This window comes from Mesorhizobium sp. WSM4823 (assembly GCF_055811195.1).
This window is the reverse complement of record NZ_JBVVQL010000003.1, coordinates 589,994-609,550: the sequence shown is the minus strand read 5'-3', so window position 1 is coordinate 609,550 and position 19,557 is coordinate 589,994. Positions and strand designations below refer to the sequence as shown.

Below are 19,557 nucleotides of genomic sequence, written 5' to 3'. Positions count from 1 at the left end.
TATGGTTCGCGTCCTGGTGACGAGGCCGGAACCGGGCGCCTCGCGCACGGCGCAGCAGCTTGAGAACCAGGGTTTTCAGCCGATCCTGCTGCCATTGACCGAAACGGTGGCTCTGCCGGTCGATGCGGACCGGGTCACAACCAATGCCGTTGCGGTTGCGGTCACCAGCGCCAATGCCGTGCGCCATGCGCCGAAGGAAATCATCGCAGCGCTCGCCGCCTTGCCCTGCTATGCCGTCGGCAAAAGGACAGCGGAAGCGGCCCACGCTGCGGGATTCCTGTCCGTCAGCGAAGGCCCGGGTGACGCGGACGGGTTGGCCGACACGCTTGCCGGCGGCTTCGCGGCAAGGACGGTCGTCTATCCGTGCGGACGCGTGCGGTTCCCGGCGTTCGAGGCGCGGCTGAAAGCCGCTGGTGTCCAGATCCGCGCCATCGAGACCTACGACACAGTTACCCTGGACCATTCGGACGCTGCAATCCTTGCGCGCTTGTCAGGCCAGCCGGTTGAAGCGGTGCTTCTTTATTCGGCCAGGGCGGCGGCAGCGATGCAGGCCCTGACCGGGCGGCCGGCGCTGCGTGGGCTTTTTGAAGAGACGTGGTTTTTCGCCCTGTCCGGACGTATCGCCGCAGCCTTGGAGACAGTCGCCTCAGAAAAGCTTCGCGTTGCGCCAGAGCCCAGCGAGGAGGCGCTGCTGCAGCTTTTGCGGACGTGGCGCTGACCCCGTGTCATCACGCTGCCCCTTTTCACCGCTTGGTGATGTGCTAGACCCTTTCTGAACCATCCCGAAGCGAATTTTGCGGAGCCCAAGCATGGTCAAGACGCCGAAGATGCGGCATTCGAAAAGCCGTCGCGAGCCTGTGACCATTGAGCTCGAGCCCGGGGCCGTCTCGCGCGTTGCCGACGAGAATGCCGCCAACGGGCGGACCGACGAGGCAAAGGCGGAGGAGGCGGCGAACGCGTCGCAGCCGGGCGCGCCCGAAGAACCCATGCATGCCGACCAGACCGACATCGAGCCGTGGGAACATGCCGATGCGGCCCCGCCGGCCGGTCCGGAAGAGCCGGCAAAGGGCGGCGTCAAAGGTCCTGAAGGACCCAAACCGACCTATCCGGCCGGCGCGGACGCATCAGCGAAACGGGCCTTCGACTACAGTTTCGACGACGCATCTGCCAAAACCAGTGAGACGAGGGCCAGCGGGACCGCGGAAGCGCCGAAGGAGCCGAGGAATGAAGAACTGGCAGCGCAGCCGAAGCGTGGCGGCATCAACGGCATCGCTGCCGGCATTATCGGCGGCGTCATCGCGCTCGCTGCCGCCGGGGGCCTGCAGTTTGCCGGCGTGCTCGGCGCGCCAGGCGCGGGCGGCGGATCGCTCGACGGCGTCAATGGCGAAATCGCTTCGCTGAAAAGCGAGATTGCCGGGCTCAAGGACACAGCCGGCAACAGTGACGCGTCGGCCAAGGTAGACGGTCTGTCGTCGGCGCTGGATCAGGTCAAGACGGATGTCGCGGCGCTGAAATCGGCGGTCGAGCAGGGCGGGGCCGGCGACACTGCCGGGCTTGCTGCCCTTGGCGACAAGGTCAGGCAGATCGAGACGGCGGTTGCGGCCCTTGGCCAGGCCGGCAATACGGCGCCGGTCGATCTCGGTCCGCTCAATGAAAAGCTGACCGGGCTCGACGCGGCGGTGAAATCCGCCGGTGAGACGGCAAAGGCGCAGGACGGTCGGCTTGCAGCGCTGGAACAGTCGGTGTCGCAGCTTTCCGGCAAGGTCGAGGCACAGGCGGGGCAGCCGAAGGTCGCGCTCGCCATTGCCGCTTCGGCGCTGAAGGCAGCGCTCGACCGTGGTGCGCCGTTCGCTGCCGAACTCGAAACTCTTGCGGCGATTTCGCCGAACGCGCCGGAGATCGGGAGCTTGCGACCCTACGCCGAAAAGGGCGTTCCGACCCGTGCCCAGATCGCCGCCGAAGTACCCGCAGCGGCCAGTGCTATGATCACTGCCTCCGAGCCCGTCGACCAGAATGCCGGCTTCCTGCAAAACCTGCTGTCGAGCGCCGAATCACTGGTCAAGGTCAGGCCGATCGGAGCCGTCGAAGGCGCTGGAGCACCGGAAACCGTCGCGCGTATGGAGGTGGCGGTCAACCAGGGCGACTACGTCAAGGCGCTCAGCGAATACGATACACTGCCCGAAGCGGTGAAGGCCGCCGGCGCCGACTTTGCCGGCAAACTGAAGGCGCGGATCGAGGTCGAGACGCAGGTCGACGCGCTGATATCACGTGCGATGAAGGCGTGAGGAAAACCCGATGATCCGCATTCTGCTTTTCCTCGCCGTTGTTTTCGGGCTTGGGCTCGGTTTCGCCTGGCTGGCCGACCGGCCGGGCGAGATGGTCGTCACCTTCAGCGGCTATCAATACCAGGTCAGCCTGATGGTGGCGGCAGTGGCGGTCGTTGCCGTCGTTGTCGCGGTGATGATCGTTTGGTGGCTGATCAAGTCGCTGTGGAACAGCCCCTATACCATCTCGCGCTATTTCCGCGTTCGCCGCCGCGACCGTGGCTATCAGGCGCTGTCGACCGGCATGATCGCCGCCGGCGCCGGTGACGGAGCGCTCGCCCGCAAGAAGACCAAGGAAGCGGCAAAGCTGATCCGTTCCGACCAGGAGCCGCTGATCCAGCTGCTGGAGGCGCAGGCCTCGCTGCTTGAAGGCGACCATGAGGGTGCCCGCGAAAAGTTCGAGGCCATGCTCGACGATCCCGAAATGCGGCTGCTTGGCCTGCGCGGGCTTTATCTCGAGGCCGAGCGCCTCGGCGATCGCAACGCGGCGCGGCATTACGCCGGCCGCGCCGCGGCGGTGGCGCCGCAACTGGCCTGGGCCGCCGAATCGACGCTGGAAGACCTGACCGGACGCGGCGACTGGGACGGCGCGCTGAAATTGGTCGAGGCGCAGAAATCGACGCGCCAGATCGAGCGCGATGCCGCCAACCGGCGCCGCGCCGTGCTGCTCACCGCCAAGGCGCAGGCGCTGATCGACAGCGATCCCAATGCCGCCAAAACCGCTGCCATTGAGGCCAACCGGCTGCGGCCGGACTTCGCGCCGGCGGCGGTCGTCGCAGCAAAACTGCTCTTCAGGCAGAACGATGTGCGCAAGGGCGCGAAGATCCTCGAAGCGGCGTGGAAAGCCGAGCCGCATCCTGAGATCGCCGAGCTTTACACCCACGCCCGGCCTGCCGACGCTGTGCTCGACCGCCTGAACCGGGCGAAAAAGCTGCAGGAGATGAAGAAGAACCACGCCGAATCGTCGCTGACGGTGGCGCGCGCGGCGCTCGATGCGCAAGATTACAAGACCGCCCGCCAGGAGGCCGAGGCAGCCATTCGCATGGATCGCCGCGAAGGCGCCTATCTGCTTCTGGCCGACATCGAGGAGGCCGAGACCGGCGATCAGGGCAAGGTGCGGCAGCTTTTGTCCAAGGCAGTGCGTGCACCGCGCGATCCGGCCTGGGTTGCCGACGGCGTCGTCTCCGACCGCTGGGCGCCGGTGTCGCCGATCACCGGCAAGCTCGACGCCTTCGAATGGCGGGCGCCGATGGAGCGGCTCGGCCAGCTCATCGACAGCCATGAGGATGCGCCGGATGCCGCGGTGCCGACCATCGCGGCGCCAATCAAGCCGGCAAAGGAAAACGGGATCGAGCTCACCCCCGCTGTTTCGGCCGAGAAACCGGCCGCCGCGGCATCGGAACGCGACGAAGACCAGGTAGCGCCGGTCACCGCCGCTGCCTTTGCCGCGGTGCCGCCGGATGCCGAATCTGTCGAACCGGTGGAGGAACTGGCCCGGCTGCCCGATGATCCCGGCGTCGATCCGGACGACGAAGACCAAAAATCACCACGCAAGTTTCGGTTGTTTTGATTTGGCCGAGCTTGATAGTTTTGGCCGATGGGAAGTAAGAATCACATGTTCGAACGCGTTCTGTCGTTTCTGAAGGACCTGCCGGCAGGTGGCAGCGCCCGCAACAACGCCGATGATCCGCGTGTTGCCGCATCCGCCCTTCTCTACCACGTGATGAATGCCGACGGCGTGCGTCAGGATGCCGAATGGGAGCGGTTCAAGGCGGTATTGGCGGAAAGCTATTCGATCAGCGGCGACGAGCTTGACGCGCTGGCCGCCGCCGGCGAGCGGGCCGACAACGAGGCGGTAGACCTCTATGCCTTCACCAGCGTGTTGAAGCGCCAGCTCGATCCAGACGCGCGAAAAGCCTTCATCGGCCTGATGTGGGAAATCGTCTATGCCGATGGCGAATTGCACGAACTCGAGGACAATATCGTCTGGCGGGTCGCCGAGCTGATCGGCGTCGAACGCCGTGATCGCGTCGAGGCACGCCGCAAGGCGGCCGCCGAAGCGCCGGGCGCCACTGGAACGTCGAGCGACGAATAGACGGGATCCCTATGCCATCCACGCCGAGGCCGAGACCAAAAATCCTGATCGTGCTGCATCAGGAGAGTTCAAGCCCCGGGCGCGTCGGCCACATGCTTAACGAAGAAGGCTTCGACCTCGATCTCCGCTGCCCGCCGCTCGGCGACGCCTTGCCGGAAACACTGGACGGTCATGCCGGAGCCGTGGTGTTCGGCGGACCGATGAGCGCCAATGACGAGGACGACTTCGTCCGCCGCGAGACCGACTGGCTGAAAGTGCCGCTCAGGGAGAACCGGCCGTTGCTCGGTATCTGCCTCGGCGCGCAGATGCTGGTCAATCATCTTGGCGGCAAGATCGAGGGTCATGGCGAGGGGCTGGTCGAGATCGGCTGGTATCCACTGCAGGCGACGGAGGCGGGCCGGAAGCTGATGCACTGGCCTGACATGGTCTACCAGTTTCACCGCGAAGGCTTTTCGCTGCCGAGCGGCGCGACGCTGCTGGCCACGGCCGAGACTTATCCCAACCAGGCCTTTCGTTACGGCGACAATGCCTGGGGCATCCAGTTCCATGGCGAATTGACCCGGGCTATGATGCAGCGCTGGGTCGTTCGCGGCGCGCACCGCTTCGAGTTGCCCGGCGCGCAGCCCGGCCGCGATCATCTAGGTGGCCGGCTGATCTGGGACATGCATCTGAAGCGCTGGCTCGGCGAATTCCTGCAGACGATCTTCGGCAAGCCCGCGCTGTCCTAATCCAGTCTAACACGGGCCCTTTGTGAGACGCGCTCGCTGACATTGGTCGCCGTTCGTCATTGTCGTCGTATTGCGCTCAGCTGAGCTCTTGGGCGAGTCCGATGAGAAGCCCTTCAGGCCCGCGGATGTAGCAGAGCCGATACGCGTCTTTATACTGGACTACTTCGCCCACGAGCTGCGCGCCGCGATTGCGGAGCCTTTCAAGCGTATCGTCGATGTCGTCCACGGCGAACATGACGCGCAGGTAGCCCAGAGAATTAACCGGGGCGTTGCGGTGATCCGCGACGGCAGGCGGCGTGAGGAAGCGGGACAGCTCGAGCCGGCCGTGGCCGTCCGGCATGCGCATCATGGCAATCTCGACGCGCTGATCGCCCAGTCCAGTGACACGTCCGGCCCATTCTCCTTCGACCGTGCCTCGCCCTTCGAGCTCAAGGCCGAGCTCGCGAAAGAAATCAATCGTCGCTTCGAGGTCATCGACGACGATTCCTACGTTGTCCATCCGTTTGAGTGCCATGTGTCCAATCTACAAGATGTCGCCCCAAGCCGTAAACTCATAAAACTGCTTGCCAGGTGAGCATTCAGGGCTCTGGAAGGGAGCCTTGTGATGTGTCGCTGGTTGATCTGAGGGATTTTGCACTTCGCTACTGGATTGAAGGGTTATGTGTCTACGGCCTAACGTATGCCGGGGCGTGCGCTTCTGGCGACCATTGCGACGATTGTTTCGAAGAGTTCGTCCCGCGCTTGCGCGGCTGTGATTTCTGCGGTCGCGGCAGCATAGGACAGGGCCTCGGCTGCACCGAGCATCGCCCAAAGGCCCGCTGAAGCGACAGCACCAGTTCCGGTGAACGGGGCAAGCGCAAGCCGGCACTTCTCGATGAACGCCGCCTCGTAGTCGCGCTTGATCCTTTCAAGTTCAGGCGAACCAGCCAACGCTGCGATGACACCGGGTATCTCGCGGCCTTGGAGAAGCACGCAGTCGACATAGGAAGACGCGATGACCGCGGCTCGGCCCGCCAAGGTCGGTTCGCTCGCCTGCAGCGCGGCGTCCATGAGCGAATTCTGACGCGCGTCGAATTCCCGGTAGAGCGCCGCCAGCAACCCGGACCGCGTGCCGAAATGGTCGTAAACCACGGGTTTTGTAACAGCCGACTGCTCGGCCAGCCGTCCGAGCGTCAAGGCCTCCGTTCCTTCTTCGCGGATCAGCCGCCATGCCACGTCCAGAAGCTGGCGATGCCGGTCCTCCCGCGCCAGCCGGCGACGCGGTCGCGAATGGGAAGCCTGTTCACTTGTTTCGGTGCTTGACATAATTATATACCAAAAGTAACTTACTAAGAGTATATAAGCTTGGCCGTTCGGCCGCAACCAACCAGCAGGAGTTTTCGACATGCACGCGCTCATCGTTATCGCGCATCCCGATCCCAGGTCGCTCAGCCACAGCGTCGCCAGGCATGTCGCCGAGGGTGTGTCCCTGTCCGATCCCGGCAATTCCTTCGAAATTGCCGACCTTGCAGCGGAAGGCTTCGATCCGAGGTTCACCGCGACTGATCTCGCCGTCCATCGCAGGGAGACGCCGCCCTCGGCCGACGTTGCCGCCGAGCAAGCGAGGATCGATCGCGCCGACGCGCTTGTGTTGGTCTATCCCGTCTATTGGTGGTCGATGCCGGGGCTTCTCAAGGGATGGATCGATCGGGTATTCGCAAATGGCTGGGCTTACGATGAAGGCCCGGACGCCAAACTGGTGAAGAGGCTTCGCCACCTCCGGGTTCATCTGGTTGCCATCGGAGGCGCCAATTTGCGAACCTATGCGCGGCACCGCTATTTCGGAGCCATGAAGACGCAGATCGATCATGGCATCTTCGATTACTGTGGCGCATCCGTCGTGACGTCCGAGCTCCTGCTCGGCTCGGAGACGCAGGATCCGGCCTCTCATTTCAGTGCCGCGCGCGCCATCGACGGCAATCTCTTCAAGGCACCCCTGCGAGGCGCGGAGGCAGCATGACCGCGTAGCGCACCGACCGCCGCGGCAGGCGGCCGCAGATGGCGGCTTCGCGCTGACAACTCCTGCCGGCTCCGACCGAAGCAGGAGTAGTCGATGTCAGACCGGCAGCCCGAGCTGCTTTCGCAGGCTCTTGTCGAATGCGTGTGCGGGGACGAAACGGCGCAGAAAACTGACCTGGCGTGCCATTTTTCCGGCCGCATAACGCCTCTTCGGAGTGGGATTGGTCGCAGCGGCCAAAATGGTCTCGGCTACCACTTCGGGCGCATCGCCTTTTTCCATCGATTTCCGCACGGTTACAGTCATGCCAGCGCGCGCGGAGTCATAAATATCAAGCAGTTGATCGGGGGCGGCGAGATTGTCCTCGAATGACGTGCGGGTATAGGCGGGCTCCACCAACGAAACGCGAATTCCGAACGGGCGCAATTCGTGATCGAGCGATTCGGAATAACCTTCGATGGCATGCTTGGTCGACGAATAAAGCGCGAAATAAGGGGCGGGGATGAACCCTTGTACCGAACTCAAATTAACGATTCTGCCCTTCCCTTGGCGTCGCATTGCCGGCAATACCGCGTTGGTCACGCGGAAAACGCCGAAGACGTTCACGTCGAACAGCGCCTGGGCTTGGGCGGTCGAGGACTCCTCCGCACCGCCAAACAGACCCATGCCGGCATTGTTGACAAGTAGGTCGATGCGTCCGGCCTTGGCCAGAACATCATCGACCATTTTCGCAACAGACGCGTCGTCGGTCACGTCGCAAGTCAGCATGGTAACGCCGTCGGATTGTTTGGAGGCCGTGTGACGGCTGGTTCCGAATACGTGAAAGCCCGCCTTCCGTAGGGTGTTGGCGGTTGCGCGCCCGATGCCGGAGGACGCCCCTGTGACGAGAGCGACGCCGGGAGTGGTCTTGTTCATGGAAATCGTTTCCTTCTTTGCGTTGGGAGAAGCATGAAAGCTCGGAGCAAAGGCGTCAGTCATAACTGCCTCTGGCGCTCGCGCCGGCCAGATGGTCCGTCCAGCGCCGAAACAGCACGCTGGCATTGACGCCTCCGAAGCCGAAACCGTTGGAGATCGCGTAGTCCATTCCCATCGGGCGGGCTTGGTTTGCGACGAAGTCGACCCCTTCGCCGGCTGGATCCGGAGCGCTCAAATTAAGGGTTGGTGGCGCCACTTGATCCCTCAGCGCCAGGATTGCGAAGATGGCTCCAAGCCCACCGGCGGCTCCGAGCAGGTGTCCGGTCGCCGATTTGGTTGCGCTGACAGCGATCGCGAAATCGCGTCCGAACACGCTCTCTATCGCTTCGATTTCGCCGAGGTCGCCGACCGGCGTTGAGGTCGCATGCGCGTTGAGATGATGAACCTCGCGCGGCGAAATGCCGGCTTGGGCAATCGCGATCTCCATGGCTCGGCGCGCCCCGTTGCCGTCCTCGGGACCGGAGGTGACGTGATGAGCATCCGCAGTCGTGCCGTAGCCGACGAGCTCGGCGAGTGGTTTCGCGCCGCGCGCAAGCGCGTGACTCAGTTCCTCGACAATCAGGATGCCGGCCCCTTCGCCCATGACGAAGCCGTCCCGCGACATGTCGAAAGGCCGGGAAGCCTGAGCCGGCGCCCAGTTGAAGCCGGTTGAAAGAGAGCGTGCGGCAGCAAATCCACCGAGACTGACGATATTCATGCAGGCTTCCGTTCCACCGCACACGGCGATATCGGCCTCGTTTGCGCGGATGAGACGAGCGGCATCGCCGATCGCCTGGATGCCGGCTGCGCACGCCGTCACCGGCGCGCCCAATGGGCCTTTGAAGCCATGACGGATCGAGATGTGGCCCGCCGCGAGGTTCACCAGGAAGGATGGCACCGTAAAAGGCGAGAGACGGCGGGCGCCACGCAGGTCGACCGTGCGCACCGCCTCGGTTATGGCTGGGAACCCGCCGACCCCTGAAGCGATGATCGTTGCCGTGCGCAGGCGATCCGTTTCCAAGGCAGGCTTCCATTTCGCCTGCGCAAGCGCCTCTTCTGCCGCCGCCAGCGCAAAGAGAATGAACCGATCCACCTTGCGCTGATCTTTCGCAGCCAGGATGGCATCGGGATCGAAACCAGCTTCCGGATCTTCTTCCAAGGAGGGAACCACGCCGCCGATCTTCGCCGGCAGGTCTCCCACGACATCGTCCGAAAGCCTACGAATGCCCGAACGACCGGCCAGGAGGCGCGACCAGGACGCTTCGACATTGGCAGCGAGGGGCGTGACCGCTCCCATGCCTGTAACAACGATGCGTCGCATCTAGTCTCCTATCGATTTGGGTGGGCCGCCAGCGTTGCTCACGCCGTTCGAGTGGCGACTGCTTCGCGGACCTGATCGGTCGCCGCATCCAGAAAAGCCTGCGCGAGATCCGGGTCGTTGACGACGCGCGACAGCAGCACCGCGCCGACCATTGTCGAGAGAATGGCCATGGCCTTGCCATCGGACTGCTCGCCATTGGCCTCGGCAATGAAACGGCCGAGAATCTCGAGATGCTCCTTGATCCCGGCTTCGAACGACGCTTTCACGTCCGAGCCCTGCCTGGCAGCATCCGAACCGAGCGCCACGATCGGGCAGCCGTCCATCTTTTCCCCGCGATGGTCCATGCTGAGATAGAACGCGATCACCGCGCCGAGCGGATCCTCGGGCCTTGCCGCGGTCGCGGCCGACCACCGGTGGGTGGCGCTCTCCATCGCCCGCCTGGACGCCTGCGCCTCCAGGTCTTCCTTCGATGCGAACTGCTTGTAAAAGGCGCCCTGGGTCAGTCCGGCGCCTTTCATAAGATCCTTAAGGCCGATGCCGTCAAAGCCGCGCTCCCGAAAGAGGCGGCTTGCTACATTGATCACGGTTTCGCGGTTTTCCGCGGCCTGACTGCGACTTACGCGCATCGTCATCTCCTTTTTTAGATTGCATTCGTAATCTATACCCTATATAGAGGGTGAACGCAATCTAAAAAGGAAATATGAGATGATCCGCAAAATCCTGAACGCATCGCTCCTGGCCGCGATGTTTCTTGCGACCCCGGCTTTCGCCGAGGAAGCAACCATCGGACGCCCGATCGAAAGCGGCAGCCTGCACGAGGGGCACCTCGACATGGTGGCCTATTACGTCCCGGTCGACCGCGGCCTCCTGGAGGTCACCGCCACCTTCGCACCGAAGATCGGAGGCGATCCGCTGCGCGTCGTCATGGGCCTCGCCGATGGCGACTCCGTGGCCTTTTCCTTGCCGGGCCACCAGGGTTCGCTTTACGCGTTCTCAAGGTCGGGCGAAGAGGTAACGGTCTCGACCGAGACTGACATGCAGATGCGAGCCGACGCGACAACGCGCTGACCCGGTGTACTGCTGATCGTGGGCTCTCGCGTCCGCACGGCTCGCCACACGGTGCCCTCGATCACGCCACCCATTAAGCTTGGAGGAGAGGTCAATGCTATACAGTTATTTCGTCGAGAAATCGATCCGACAGAGCTTCGACGACGTCAACAATCACCGCTGGGATGCGGCGGTGAAAGCAATCGTACCGCATGTCCATCACCGGGTTTCAGGCGCTCACGCGCTTGGTGGTGAGCGCCACGACAAAGAAGCTCTGCGCCGCTGGTTTGAGCGCCTCGGCCGTGTCCTGCCCACTCTCCATCTCACGGTCAACCACATCTGGGTGAAGGGCTGGCCGTGGCATACCACCGTGTTTGCCCAGTGGGACGGCAGCGCAACGCTGCTCAACGGCGACGCGTCGTACGTCAACCGTGGTCTCCACGTGTTCACCCTGCGGTGGGGCAGGGTCTATGCACTCGAGGAATTTTACGATTCACAAGCAGCGGCCCGCGGTCTTGCCGCCCAAGCGGCAGCTGGCATCGAAGAAGCTGTCGCCGAACAAATTGTAAGCTAGCGGAGGCCCACCGCGTTACATGTCCGCGGGTGTGCTGTCCGTTGGTTCTCGTCGCTTGGCTGACGGCTCTCCCAGCACCTCGGCAAATTCGTATTTCGCCAACAGCGATGCCTCATCCTCGATTATCAGAATCGATCCGCTGAACTCGCGTGGACGACCCGGATCAGTGCATCCTGGATCAGTTTCGTCCGTTGAGGTGGCGCACCTTGCGCAGCTGCGGGAACAGCACCGCCCACAGCCCGGCAACGACGACTGCGCCGACGCCGCCAATCACCACAGCGGGCACGGTGCCGATCAACGCCGCCATGGTGCCGGCGCGGAATTCGCCGAGCTCGTTGGAGGCGCCGACGAAAACCTGATTGACGGCGTTGACGCGGCCGCGCACCTGGTCCGGCGTCCACAGCTGGATCAGTGTCTCTCTGATGTAGACGCTGAACATATCGGTGGCGCCGAGCAAGGCGAGTGCTGCGATCGACAGCCAGGTGATGGTGGAGAGGCCGAACACCACGGTAAAGGCGCCGAACAGCGCGACGAAGCCGAGCATGACCAGGCCGGCATGGTTGCGGATCGGATGTCCGGCCAGCCAGATGGCAACGCAGATGGCGCCGATGCCCGGTGCCGAGCGCAACAGTCCCAGGCCCCATGGGCCGAGTTCGAGGACGTCGCGCGCATAGACCGGCAGCAGTGCGGTGGCGCCGGACAAGAGCACGGCGAACAGATCGAGCGAAATGGCGCCGAGCACGATTTTCTCGCTCCAGATATAGCCGAAGCCGGCGAACAGGGTCTGCATCGTCGGCTTGTCGGTCTCGCTGCGCTGAGCAGGCTTCGGGATGGTGAAGATCAGCACCGCGGCGACAAGCATCAGAACGGCAGCGGTGCCGTACGCTGCTTCCGCCGAAAGTCCGTAGAGCAGGCCGCCGGCGCCCGGTCCGATGATGGTTGCCGTCTGCCAGGCCGACGAATTCCAGGCGATTGCGTTGCCAAAATCCTCTGGTGGCACGAGATTGGCGAACAGCGACGCTGCGGCCGGTCCGAAGAAGGCGCGCGCGATGCCGAACATGGCGAGCACGCCGAAGATCAACGCCGGTCCGCTAAGGCCGCGCAGCGTCAGCAGCAACAGCGCCAGCGCGCAGATCGCCTCCAGCAGGACCGTCAGCGCCATGATCAAACGGCGTCCGAAACGGTCTGCGACCACCCCGGTGACCAGCACCAGCAGCAGCGAAGGCAGGAACTGGACAATGCCGACAAGGCCGAGATCGAACGGATCGCGGGTCAGGTCATACACCTGCCAGCCGACGGCGACAGAGACGATCTGGGTGGCGAATGTGGAGAGGAAACGCGCCGCCCAGTAGCTTAGATAGGGCTTGTGCCGGAAGGCGGCATAGCGTTGGTCGGGTGATGGATGTTCGGCTATCATTTGTGAATGGCCCCGGCGAGATTGTGTATCGGCCGGCGGGGCTCTTCCACGATGGGCGCTGGTCCGACCACAGCGCTTTTAGCGCAGTTCAGCGCGAGACGCGCGCAAAAATCGGCTCTGGATCAAGGATTTTCCGGGCTGCCATGCTATTTGCACATGGCAGACGCGCTCGGCAGAGGCGGAGAGGCTATTCGGCGCGCAGGTCGCGTTCCTTCGCGCCCCGGCAGGACAGGCTCTGTCCCGCCAATCTTCGAGGCTTCCGTTCGTCGGGCGTCGAACGACGTGTCAGACCGTGGCCTTGGGCTTCCTGGTCTTCTTGACGGGCGCCGGCGGGGCGGCCTTGCGGCCCAGGCCGATTGCCTTCGCCAATTGCGAGCGCGAGGCCGCATAGTTGGGGGCAACCATCGGATAGTCGGCCGGCAGGCCCCATTTGGCGCGATAGGCGTCCGGCGTCAGTCCGAAATGCACGCCGATATGACGCTTCAGGGATTTGAACTTCTTGCCGTCTTCGAGGCAGACGATGTAGTCCGGCGTCACCGATTTCTTCGGGTTGACCGCGGGGATCAGCGGCGCTGCGACCGGAACGGCGGGCTGCCCGAGGCCACCTATCGACGCGCTGACGCTCGCGATGAGATCGCCGAGGCCGGAAGCGGGCAAGCGGTTCTTCTCGACGTAGGCGGACACGATGTGAGCGGTCAGCTCGAGAAGGTCGATGTCCTTGCGGGCTTTGTTGCTGTCGTCGGTCAAACTATTTTCTCCGTCCGTGGGGGTCATAGAGTTCCTAGTCGGCAAATCTGCGTAACGCAATGACGCCGAGCCACGTCGCACATTATTTTGAACAACAATACTAACAGCAGGGTCGGTTCAACAGGTCTGACCCCAAACCGCCATAATATCAGACAATCAGGGATTTGTCGCGCCACAGTCGAAAGCCACCTTCGAAGGCGCGTGTGTTGTCGCCGCGCCTGCAACCGGCAGGCAACTCGTCGAGTTTGTCGACATTGCCGCCGCCGATGACCACATAGTCAGGCTGCATGGCGGCGCGAAGCCGCTCGATGACGTCGGACACGTGTTTGCGCCATTTCTTCTTGCCGCGCTTCTCCAGGCCGCGTTCGCCGACATAATCCTCGAAACTGCGGCCTTTCTTGTAAGGAAGATGCGCGAGCTCCATCGGCTGGGCAACGTTGTCGACGATCATCGCAGCACCCAGGCCCGTTCCCAGACCCAGGAACAGCATGCGCCCGCCCTCGTAGCTGCCGACGGCCTGCATCAGCGCGTCATTGACCACCTTCACCGGTTTGCCGAACTGTGCGGCAAAGTCGTATCCGACCCAGCCCTTGCCGAGATTGGCGGGGTCGGCCAGCGGTCTGTTGTGATGCACCGGGCCGGGATAACCCATCGAGACGACGTCGTAGGGCAAGCCATCGGCGAGCCCCTGCACGGCCGCGACCATCTGCTGCGGCGTCAGGCCGGGTCCGGAATCGGCTCTGCGCTCCTCGCCGCCGGCGCTGGTGAGGATCTTGACATGGGAGCCGCCAATATCGATCGCAAGCACGATCCTTTCGCTCTCCGGTGCCGGCTTCTTCGCCGCCTTGGCCATTGTGCCGCCTCCCCAATTCATTTCGCCGGATTGATCCAGCCGTTCGGTGGTCCAAACCCGGCCATCGCATCGGCAGGACCCCATGTCCCCGGCTCATAAAGCGGGGGCGGCGTGGTGTCGCCAAGCACCGGGCCGACGATCCGCCAGGCGAGTTCGCTGGCGTCCTGTCGGGTGAACAACTGGCCGTTGCCGTTCATGGCGTCGCCGATCAGCCGCTCATAGGGCGGCATGTCGTCCTTGCTGTCGTCGAGCGCGGTCAGTTCGACTTGCTCGCCGATCATGTCGTCACCAGGGGCCTTGCGCTGAGCGCCGATCGAGATCGCCACCTGCGGATCGATGCGAAAGCGCACGTGGTTGGCGTCGTCGGGCTTGATCGGGTCGAAGACGTTGAGCGGCGGCCGCTTCAGCCGGACGATGACCTCGGTGGCGTGCACCGGCATCGATTTGCCGGCGCGGATGAAGAAGGGCACGTCCTGCCAGCGCCATGTGTCGACGAAGAAACGCACCGCCGCGAAAGTCTCGACCGGCGAATTCGGCGTGACACCTGGCTCGCTCAGGTAGCCTTTGAACTGACCGCGCACGACATCATCCTTGGTCAGCGCGCGAATGGCTCTCAGCACCTGCACCTTCTCGTCGATCAGATCGTCGGCGGAGCGGCCGACGGGCGGCTCCATCGCAAGCAGCAGCAGGATGTTCAGCAAATGGTTCTCGATGACGTCGCGGATGCAGCCGACCTCGTCATAGAAGCGGCCGCGGCCTTCGACGCCGAAATCCTCGGCCATGGTGATCTGCACGCTCTCGACGAAATTGCGGTTCCAGATCGGCTCGAGGAAGGAATTGGCGAAGCGAAAATAGAGCAGGTTCTGGATCGCCTCCTTGCCGAGATAATGGTCGATGCGGAAGATCGACTGCTCGTCGAACACCAGATGCAGGACCCGGTTCAGCCAGCGCGCCGATTGCAGATCGTGGCCAAAAGGCTTTTCCACCATCAGGCGCGCACCCTGGGCCGCACCCGACTGCTCCAGGCCTTGAATGACCGTCTCGAACATGGTCGGCGGCACCGCCAGATAGTGCAGGGGATGCTGTGCGGTTCCCAGCACGCTTTTCAGCTTCTCGAATGTCCCAGCGCTACGGTAGTCGCCGCTGACATAGCGAAGCAGGGAGGCAAGTTTCGCGAAGATCTTTTCGTCGACCTTGCCGGTCGCCTTGACGATGCCGTCGCGGGCGCGCGCCTGCAACTGCTTCACGTCCCAGGCGTCGAAAGCAACGCCGATCACCGGCTCGGTGAGCGTTCCCTTGGCGACCATGGCATAAAGTGCGGGGAAGATCTTCTTGTGGGCGAGATCGCCGGTCGCCCCGAAAAGCACCAGCGTGTCGGACCGTTCCTGGCTCATGGATGTGTCTTTCCCGTCACGAGCCGGTCTTCGGCTTTTCGACATGGCCGCCGAAAGCATAGCGCATGGCGGACAGGAGCTTGTCGGCGAATTCGGATTCGCCTTGTGAGGAGAAGCGGTCGAACAGAGCCGATGACAGGACCGGCGCCGGAACGCCGGTATCGATCGCCGCCTTCAGGGTCCAGCGGCCCTCGCCGGAATCCGAAACCCGCCCGCCGAACTGCGTCAGCCCCGAATCGGCCTTCAACACACCCGCCGTCAGATCGAGCAGCCAGGAGCCGATGACGCTGCCATGCCGCCAGACCTCTGCCACCTCGGCGATATCGATGTCGAACTGGTAGTATTGAGGGTTTTCCAATGGGCTGGTTTCAGCATCGGCCGTCCGCTGCCGCTTGCCTGCATTCGCCGACTTCAAAATGTTCATGCCTTCGGCATAGGCGGCCATGACGCCGTATTCGATGCCGTTGTGGACCATCTTGACGAAATGGCCGGCGCCGCTTGGTCCGCAATGGAGATAGCCGAAGGGGGCGGTTCCGGCATCCCTTGCGGGGGTAGGTGCTCCGGCGTCGGCGCCGGGCGCCAGGGTCGCGAAGACCGGATCGAGATGCTGGACCGCGCTGTCGGGGCCGCCGATCATCAGGCAATAACCGCGCTCGAGGCCCCAGACGCCGCCGCTGGTGCCGACATCGACATAGCTCAGGCCCTTCAAGGCCAGGCGCGCCGAATGGTCGACAGCCTCATGATAGTAGGAATTGCCGCCGTCGATGATGATGTCGCCCGGCTCCATCAGATCGGCCACCTGGTCGACAATCCGGCTGGTGATCGCCGCCGGCAGCATCAGCCAAGCGCTGCGTGGCTTGGTCAGCTTGCCGACGAACTCCTCCAGCGACGCTGTCCCGGTCGCGCCAGCCGTCACAAGGGCTGCGACGCTGGCCGGGTTGATGTCGTAGACGACGCATTCGTGGCCATCGCGCAGCAGGCGCCGCACCATGTTGGCGCCCATCCTGCCCAGTCCCATCATTCCGATCTGCATGTGTCTCGTCCTGATTCTTGAGGGATAGAAGACCTACTTGCTCTATTGTTGGAGCATGATCTTTTCTGAACCGGAGGTCAGCGAAGCAAAAACCGGTTTCCACTTTTCGCTAACGCGGACCTTCGGTCGGGATCATGCCCTAGTCCAGCTTGTCGATACCAATGGAAAAGTCGACATTCTCCCAACGGCCGGCATCGGACCAGAAAAAAGTAAAGACGATCGTATTGCCCGGTGGAACATCGGCAACGGGCAGGTCCGTGAAATGGATGCCAAAGACATTCCCGGTCGTCTCGGCGTTATGGGCGGTCGCCCAATTGTCGCTGCTCCAGTGGATCATCGCTCGCGCCAGCAGTTCGACGCGCAGCATCTTGCCGGCGGGCATGGTGCGGATCTTGTTGTTGAAGCGCCATGTCCGGCGCGGCGACACGGTCCTATCCTCGATGTAGCGCTTCACGCCTTGCGGCGGCAGGTCGAAGACGGCGCCTTCGCTGAGCGAACGCAGCAGCTTGATATGCTCCGAATGCGCCCAGACCAGCGGCATGGCGCTGCCCGACGGTCCACCGTGCCGCAGTTCGCGTTCCGGCCTGTCGGGCCCATCCCACACCTGCTCCGGCAGCAGGCCGCCAGGCCCGGCCGAGCCTTCGAACGTCAGGAGCAGGCTTGCCGCTCTGTCCTTGCGTCCCGCGGCCAGTTCGTAATGGGCGCGCTCGCCGACCAGCAGCGGCCACGGCCGACCCTGGCCGGTTCCATCGAAGGGGGCGCCGTCGGCGTGTTCGCCATAGCCGTCGCCGGTATAACGATACCAGACAGGCCCCTGTGGCAGGTCGCAGCGCAGCCGCGCGTCGATGACCTTGACCGTGTCGACGATGCGCGGATCGTCGGCGGCCCTGAGGCCGAAGCGGACGAGCGCCAGCGCATCCGGGCTGACGATCGCCTCGGCGGGCCGGTCCGCATCGCCCGGCGGTCGGTTCTTGATCGGGACATAGCCGTGCTTCGGCGACGCCGCACCGGCGGTGTCGGGCGGCGCGATGCGGACGTAGTAGCCCGCGACGCCAACCTCTTCGCACAGTGGAGTTCCGGTGACATAGGTCCAGCGTTCGATCTGGTCGTTCCAGACATCGGCGGTGTCTCGCAGATAATTTGCCGGCTCTGCTTTGCCGCAAACATCGAACATGTCGGCCGCCGCAAGCAGTGCGGCGGTCTCGACGGCAAGCGTGAACGGGCTATAGCCGGCATCCTCTTCCCAGCGGTCTTCGCCGGTGACGGGACCATTGCGCACGACATAAGAGGCGGCGCGCTCGATCATCGGCATGAAGGCGAGCAGCTTGGCGCGCGGCAGGTGCCCGGCGCGTCGCAGTGCGTCCGCCAGCAGCAGCGGGAAGGCGCATTCGTCCATCTGGATACCGGGCCAATAGGCAGCGCCGTCGAGCCATGCGTTTTGCGGCCAATGACCGTCCGACTGCTGGATCGAGCGGAGATAGGCAAGAATCTCAAGCGCTTGCGCCGGATCGCCGGCGGCCAGGAAACCGCCTGCGGTTTCGACCAGGTCGCGCGGCCAGACAAGGTGATAGCCGCCAAGATCGTCGTCGCCCATGCTGAAGCCCCATGGGATCGACAGGCTGGCGACGGCTGCACCGGATTTCGCGGACGACCGGTGCGCTGCCAAAACAGCCGTGCTGACGCGATAGGTGTTGGTCCCGGACGCTGCATGCCGGTCGAGCGGCAGCAACCCTTTCTGCCATTTGCGCCATTTTTCGACATAGACCCCGGCAGCGGCATCGAAGCCTTGCTTCAAGCCGGCAAAAGCAACCCCCGCCGCCTCTTGCGGTGTTGCCCCAAAACCCAGCGCCAGCAAGACTTTTGGGTTCTCGGCCGAAAAGCCAATCTCCCCGGTCAGCGCTACATTGCCGTCCTCTGCCCTTTGATAAGCCGGGTTGAGCCGGCCGTCACAATGGAGTTGCTGCCAGCCGTCGGAGACACCGACATAGCCAGCCGAGCAGGCTCCCCAAGGCAGCGACGAGGCGAGCGCCATGCAAACACCACGCCCCGATGCAAACAGGACAGGCTTTCCGTCATGGTTGTCGATCCAGGCGGTGTTGCCCATGCCGGCGTTGACCAGATGCGGTGCCAGCAGCGCGTAGACGCGGTAGTCGGCGACCGTGCCTCTCAGTAGGGTGAAGTTGATTTCCTGCAGCAAAACAGGACGTTCCGGATCCGTAATGATCCGCTTTTCGATCCGGTAGGTGCCATCGGGGGCGGTGTTGACAAGCCTGTAGGCGGGCACGTCGTCTTCGAACGGATTGATGCTGTGTTCGGCATCGCGCTTCTCTTCCGAGAAATAGCCGCCCGGCCCCGTGACGACCAACCCCATGTCGCGCGTGCAGGCGCTGTCGAGGCTGGGATAATAGATCTCGTTGAGGATACCGTGGCTGATCGTGAACCAGATAGGGCAGGCCGGCGAAAGCGCGGTGCCGACGCCGCTCTTGGCGCTCGAGGTCCAGCGCGCCGGGATTCCGGGCGCGCCCGGCGCAACTGTCGGCGTCACTTCCATCCGAATTTAGCCTCCGTCCCTTCCCTAACCCATGAGCCGATGGCTTTTCAATCGTTGCACCGCAAGTTGATCGCCAATGCCGCGCGGATTGCGTTGGCGGCCTGCGAGCCACTGCATTTGTCTGACAATAGAAAAAACAGGGACGTCAGCGCCGGCGTCCGTCTGCTGCTGACCGGACTGATCGTCGTCGGCGTCATCACCGCCGCCGGCGGCCAGAAGGCGCTCCGCTGAACAAGCTAGGCCGAGCGGCCTGCTATTTGCTGGGCGGCCTGTAAGCTTCCAGACCGAACAACATCAGCACGACCGAGACGAGGAAAAACCCAACGGCGACGCCGAGCGCGATCCGGGCGTAGAGCTTATAGACGTCGCTCATGATGGTGCCGAACACCCGTGGCGCCCGGGCCCCGGGCCGGGGGCGGGGGTCGGAGGCGGGTAAGCGCCCGGGGAGGGGTGTTGGGGGGGTTGTGTGCGGGGGGGGGGGGTGTGGCCAGAGGGTGACACACAAGGGGAGGGTGGGGGGTGG

20 protein-coding genes are annotated in these 19,557 nt (G+C 63.6%); 9 read left to right on the top strand and 11 right to left on the bottom strand.

Annotation, left to right across the window (positions count from 1 at the left end):
* Nucleotide 1: 1 nt before the first annotated feature.
* The 5 genes from AC0L26_RS11690 to AC0L26_RS11670 all read left to right on the top strand — a co-directional run bounded on the left by AC0L26_RS11690 (nucleotide 2) and on the right by AC0L26_RS11670 (nucleotide 5,147).
* Nucleotides 2-718 carry a uroporphyrinogen-III synthase gene (locus tag AC0L26_RS11690; protein ID WP_473632645.1) on the top strand — a complete coding sequence of 239 codons (717 nt, stop codon included), beginning with the start codon at nucleotides 2-4 and terminating at the stop codon, nucleotides 716-718.
* Between the two features lie 91 nt (nucleotides 719-809).
* The gene (locus AC0L26_RS11685) at nucleotides 810-2,285 is read left to right on the top strand and encodes a COG4223 family protein (protein WP_473632644.1); all 1,476 of its coding nucleotides are present in this window, start codon (nucleotides 810-812) and stop codon (nucleotides 2,283-2,285) included.
* Between the two features lie 10 nt (nucleotides 2,286-2,295).
* Nucleotides 2,296-3,894 (top strand): heme biosynthesis HemY N-terminal domain-containing protein, encoded by a 1,599-nt coding sequence (locus AC0L26_RS11680; protein ID WP_473632643.1) that lies wholly within the window; start codon nucleotides 2,296-2,298, stop codon nucleotides 3,892-3,894.
* Nucleotides 3,895-3,939: 45 nt separating this feature from the next.
* Entirely contained in the window at nucleotides 3,940-4,419 is a 480-nt protein-coding gene (locus tag AC0L26_RS11675; protein WP_354490500.1) for a tellurite resistance TerB family protein, read from the top strand.
* A gap of 11 nt (nucleotides 4,420-4,430) precedes the next feature.
* Nucleotides 4,431-5,147 carry a glutamine amidotransferase gene (locus tag AC0L26_RS11670; RefSeq protein WP_473632642.1) on the top strand — a complete coding sequence of 239 codons (717 nt, stop codon included), beginning with the start codon at nucleotides 4,431-4,433 and terminating at the stop codon, nucleotides 5,145-5,147.
* 76 nt (nucleotides 5,148-5,223) lie between these two features.
* On the opposite strand, the gene AC0L26_RS11665 is transcribed toward AC0L26_RS11670, so the two are convergent.
* Nucleotides 5,224-5,661: a VOC family protein gene (locus AC0L26_RS11665; protein WP_473632641.1), complete on the bottom strand. Its 438-nt coding sequence runs from the start codon at nucleotides 5,659-5,661 to the stop codon at nucleotides 5,224-5,226.
* Between the two features lie 158 nt (nucleotides 5,662-5,819).
* Complete coding sequence (locus AC0L26_RS11660; RefSeq protein ID WP_473632640.1) at nucleotides 5,820-6,452, bottom strand: TetR/AcrR family transcriptional regulator; 633 nt, start codon at nucleotides 6,450-6,452, stop codon at nucleotides 5,820-5,822.
* A gap of 79 nt (nucleotides 6,453-6,531) precedes the next feature.
* Between AC0L26_RS11660 and AC0L26_RS11655 the strand changes: the two genes are divergently transcribed.
* On the top strand, nucleotides 6,532-7,146 hold the full coding sequence (locus tag AC0L26_RS11655; protein WP_473632639.1) for an NAD(P)H-dependent oxidoreductase: 615 nt from the start codon (nucleotides 6,532-6,534) through the stop codon (nucleotides 7,144-7,146).
* A 96-nt stretch (nucleotides 7,147-7,242) separates the two neighbouring features.
* On the opposite strand, the gene AC0L26_RS11650 is transcribed toward AC0L26_RS11655, so the two are convergent.
* Genes AC0L26_RS11650 through AC0L26_RS11640 form a run of 3 tightly spaced genes read right to left on the bottom strand, consistent with a single transcriptional unit; the run spans nucleotide 7,243 to nucleotide 10,044 of the window.
* A complete protein-coding gene (locus AC0L26_RS11650) occupies nucleotides 7,243-8,058 on the bottom strand; it encodes an oxidoreductase (protein WP_473632720.1) in 816 nt (271 codons plus the stop codon).
* Between the two features lie 55 nt (nucleotides 8,059-8,113).
* Nucleotides 8,114-9,418, bottom strand: a complete 1,305-nt coding sequence (gene fabF / locus AC0L26_RS11645; RefSeq protein ID WP_473632638.1) for a beta-ketoacyl-ACP synthase II — start codon at nucleotides 9,416-9,418, stop codon at nucleotides 8,114-8,116.
* A 38-nt stretch (nucleotides 9,419-9,456) separates the two neighbouring features.
* On the bottom strand, nucleotides 9,457-10,044 hold the full coding sequence (locus AC0L26_RS11640; RefSeq protein WP_473632637.1) for a TetR/AcrR family transcriptional regulator: 588 nt from the start codon (nucleotides 10,042-10,044) through the stop codon (nucleotides 9,457-9,459).
* 79 nt (nucleotides 10,045-10,123) lie between these two features.
* Between AC0L26_RS11640 and AC0L26_RS11635 the strand changes: the two genes are divergently transcribed.
* Nucleotides 10,124-10,486: a hypothetical protein gene (locus tag AC0L26_RS11635; protein WP_473632636.1), complete on the top strand. Its 363-nt coding sequence runs from the start codon at nucleotides 10,124-10,126 to the stop codon at nucleotides 10,484-10,486.
* 94 nt (nucleotides 10,487-10,580) lie between these two features.
* The gene (locus AC0L26_RS11630) at nucleotides 10,581-11,039 is read left to right on the top strand and encodes a nuclear transport factor 2 family protein (protein ID WP_473632635.1); all 459 of its coding nucleotides are present in this window, start codon (nucleotides 10,581-10,583) and stop codon (nucleotides 11,037-11,039) included.
* 178 nt (nucleotides 11,040-11,217) lie between these two features.
* Here the strand turns inward: AC0L26_RS11630 and AC0L26_RS11625 are convergent, their stop codons facing one another.
* The 6 genes from AC0L26_RS11625 to AC0L26_RS11600 all read right to left on the bottom strand — a co-directional run bounded on the left by AC0L26_RS11625 (nucleotide 11,218) and on the right by AC0L26_RS11600 (nucleotide 19,034).
* Complete coding sequence (locus tag AC0L26_RS11625) at nucleotides 11,218-12,456, bottom strand: MFS transporter (RefSeq protein WP_473632634.1); 1,239 nt, start codon at nucleotides 12,454-12,456, stop codon at nucleotides 11,218-11,220.
* A gap of 285 nt (nucleotides 12,457-12,741) precedes the next feature.
* A complete protein-coding gene (locus AC0L26_RS11620) occupies nucleotides 12,742-13,203 on the bottom strand; it encodes a Ros/MucR family transcriptional regulator (RefSeq protein ID WP_095485124.1) in 462 nt (153 codons plus the stop codon).
* Nucleotides 13,204-13,351: 148 nt separating this feature from the next.
* Complete coding sequence (locus AC0L26_RS11615; RefSeq protein WP_473632633.1) at nucleotides 13,352-14,056, bottom strand: ROK family protein; 705 nt, start codon at nucleotides 14,054-14,056, stop codon at nucleotides 13,352-13,354.
* A 17-nt stretch (nucleotides 14,057-14,073) separates the two neighbouring features.
* Complete coding sequence (zwf, locus tag AC0L26_RS11610; protein ID WP_473632632.1) at nucleotides 14,074-15,450, bottom strand: glucose-6-phosphate dehydrogenase; 1,377 nt, start codon at nucleotides 15,448-15,450, stop codon at nucleotides 14,074-14,076.
* Between the two features lie 16 nt (nucleotides 15,451-15,466).
* Nucleotides 15,467-16,483, bottom strand: a complete 1,017-nt coding sequence (gene gnd, locus AC0L26_RS11605) for a phosphogluconate dehydrogenase (NAD(+)-dependent, decarboxylating) (protein ID WP_473632631.1) — start codon at nucleotides 16,481-16,483, stop codon at nucleotides 15,467-15,469.
* A 139-nt stretch (nucleotides 16,484-16,622) separates the two neighbouring features.
* Nucleotides 16,623-19,034, bottom strand: a complete 2,412-nt coding sequence (locus AC0L26_RS11600) for a glucan 1,4-alpha-glucosidase (protein WP_473632630.1) — start codon at nucleotides 19,032-19,034, stop codon at nucleotides 16,623-16,625.
* Between the two features lie 39 nt (nucleotides 19,035-19,073).
* Here AC0L26_RS11600 and AC0L26_RS11595 point away from each other — a divergent pair, with 39 nt between their 5' ends.
* The gene (locus AC0L26_RS11595; protein ID WP_473632723.1) at nucleotides 19,074-19,265 is read left to right on the top strand and encodes a hypothetical protein; all 192 of its coding nucleotides are present in this window, start codon (nucleotides 19,074-19,076) and stop codon (nucleotides 19,263-19,265) included.
* Nucleotides 19,266-19,557 lie beyond the last annotated feature (292 nt).

Excerpts from the sequence above, each read along its gene's own strand:
- AC0L26_RS11670 (WP_473632642.1), top strand. The coding sequence starts at position 4,431 with ATGCCATCCACGCCGAGGCCGAGACCAAAAATCCTGATCGTGCTGCAT.
- AC0L26_RS11615 (WP_473632633.1), bottom strand. The coding sequence starts at position 14,056 with ATGGCCAAGGCGGCGAAGAAGCCGGCACCGGAGAGCGAAAGGATCGTG.
- AC0L26_RS11660 (WP_473632640.1), bottom strand. The coding sequence starts at position 6,452 with ATGTCAAGCACCGAAACAAGTGAACAGGCTTCCCATTCGCGACCGCGT.
- AC0L26_RS11680 (WP_473632643.1), top strand. The coding sequence starts at position 2,296 with ATGATCCGCATTCTGCTTTTCCTCGCCGTTGTTTTCGGGCTTGGGCTC.
- AC0L26_RS11635 (WP_473632636.1), top strand. The coding sequence starts at position 10,124 with ATGATCCGCAAAATCCTGAACGCATCGCTCCTGGCCGCGATGTTTCTT.
- zwf (WP_473632632.1), bottom strand. The coding sequence starts at position 15,450 with ATGAGCCAGGAACGGTCCGACACGCTGGTGCTTTTCGGGGCGACCGGC.
- fabF (WP_473632638.1), bottom strand. The coding sequence starts at position 9,418 with ATGCGACGCATCGTTGTTACAGGCATGGGAGCGGTCACGCCCCTCGCT.
- AC0L26_RS11675 (WP_354490500.1), top strand. The coding sequence starts at position 3,940 with ATGTTCGAACGCGTTCTGTCGTTTCTGAAGGACCTGCCGGCAGGTGGC.
- AC0L26_RS11600 (WP_473632630.1), bottom strand. The coding sequence starts at position 19,034 with ATGGAAGTGACGCCGACAGTTGCGCCGGGCGCGCCCGGAATCCCGGCG.
- AC0L26_RS11630 (WP_473632635.1), top strand. The coding sequence starts at position 10,581 with ATGCTATACAGTTATTTCGTCGAGAAATCGATCCGACAGAGCTTCGAC.
- AC0L26_RS11625 (WP_473632634.1), bottom strand. The coding sequence starts at position 12,456 with ATGATAGCCGAACATCCATCACCCGACCAACGCTATGCCGCCTTCCGG.
- AC0L26_RS11650 (WP_473632720.1), bottom strand. The coding sequence starts at position 8,058 with ATGAACAAGACCACTCCCGGCGTCGCTCTCGTCACAGGGGCGTCCTCC.
- AC0L26_RS11595 (WP_473632723.1), top strand. The coding sequence starts at position 19,074 with ATGGCTTTTCAATCGTTGCACCGCAAGTTGATCGCCAATGCCGCGCGG.
- AC0L26_RS11655 (WP_473632639.1), top strand. The coding sequence starts at position 6,532 with ATGCACGCGCTCATCGTTATCGCGCATCCCGATCCCAGGTCGCTCAGC.
- gnd (WP_473632631.1), bottom strand. The coding sequence starts at position 16,483 with ATGCAGATCGGAATGATGGGACTGGGCAGGATGGGCGCCAACATGGTG.
- AC0L26_RS11665 (WP_473632641.1), bottom strand. The coding sequence starts at position 5,661 with ATGGCACTCAAACGGATGGACAACGTAGGAATCGTCGTCGATGACCTC.
- AC0L26_RS11690 (WP_473632645.1), top strand. The coding sequence starts at position 2 with ATGGTTCGCGTCCTGGTGACGAGGCCGGAACCGGGCGCCTCGCGCACG.
- AC0L26_RS11685 (WP_473632644.1), top strand. The coding sequence starts at position 810 with ATGGTCAAGACGCCGAAGATGCGGCATTCGAAAAGCCGTCGCGAGCCT.
- AC0L26_RS11640 (WP_473632637.1), bottom strand. The coding sequence starts at position 10,044 with ATGCGCGTAAGTCGCAGTCAGGCCGCGGAAAACCGCGAAACCGTGATC.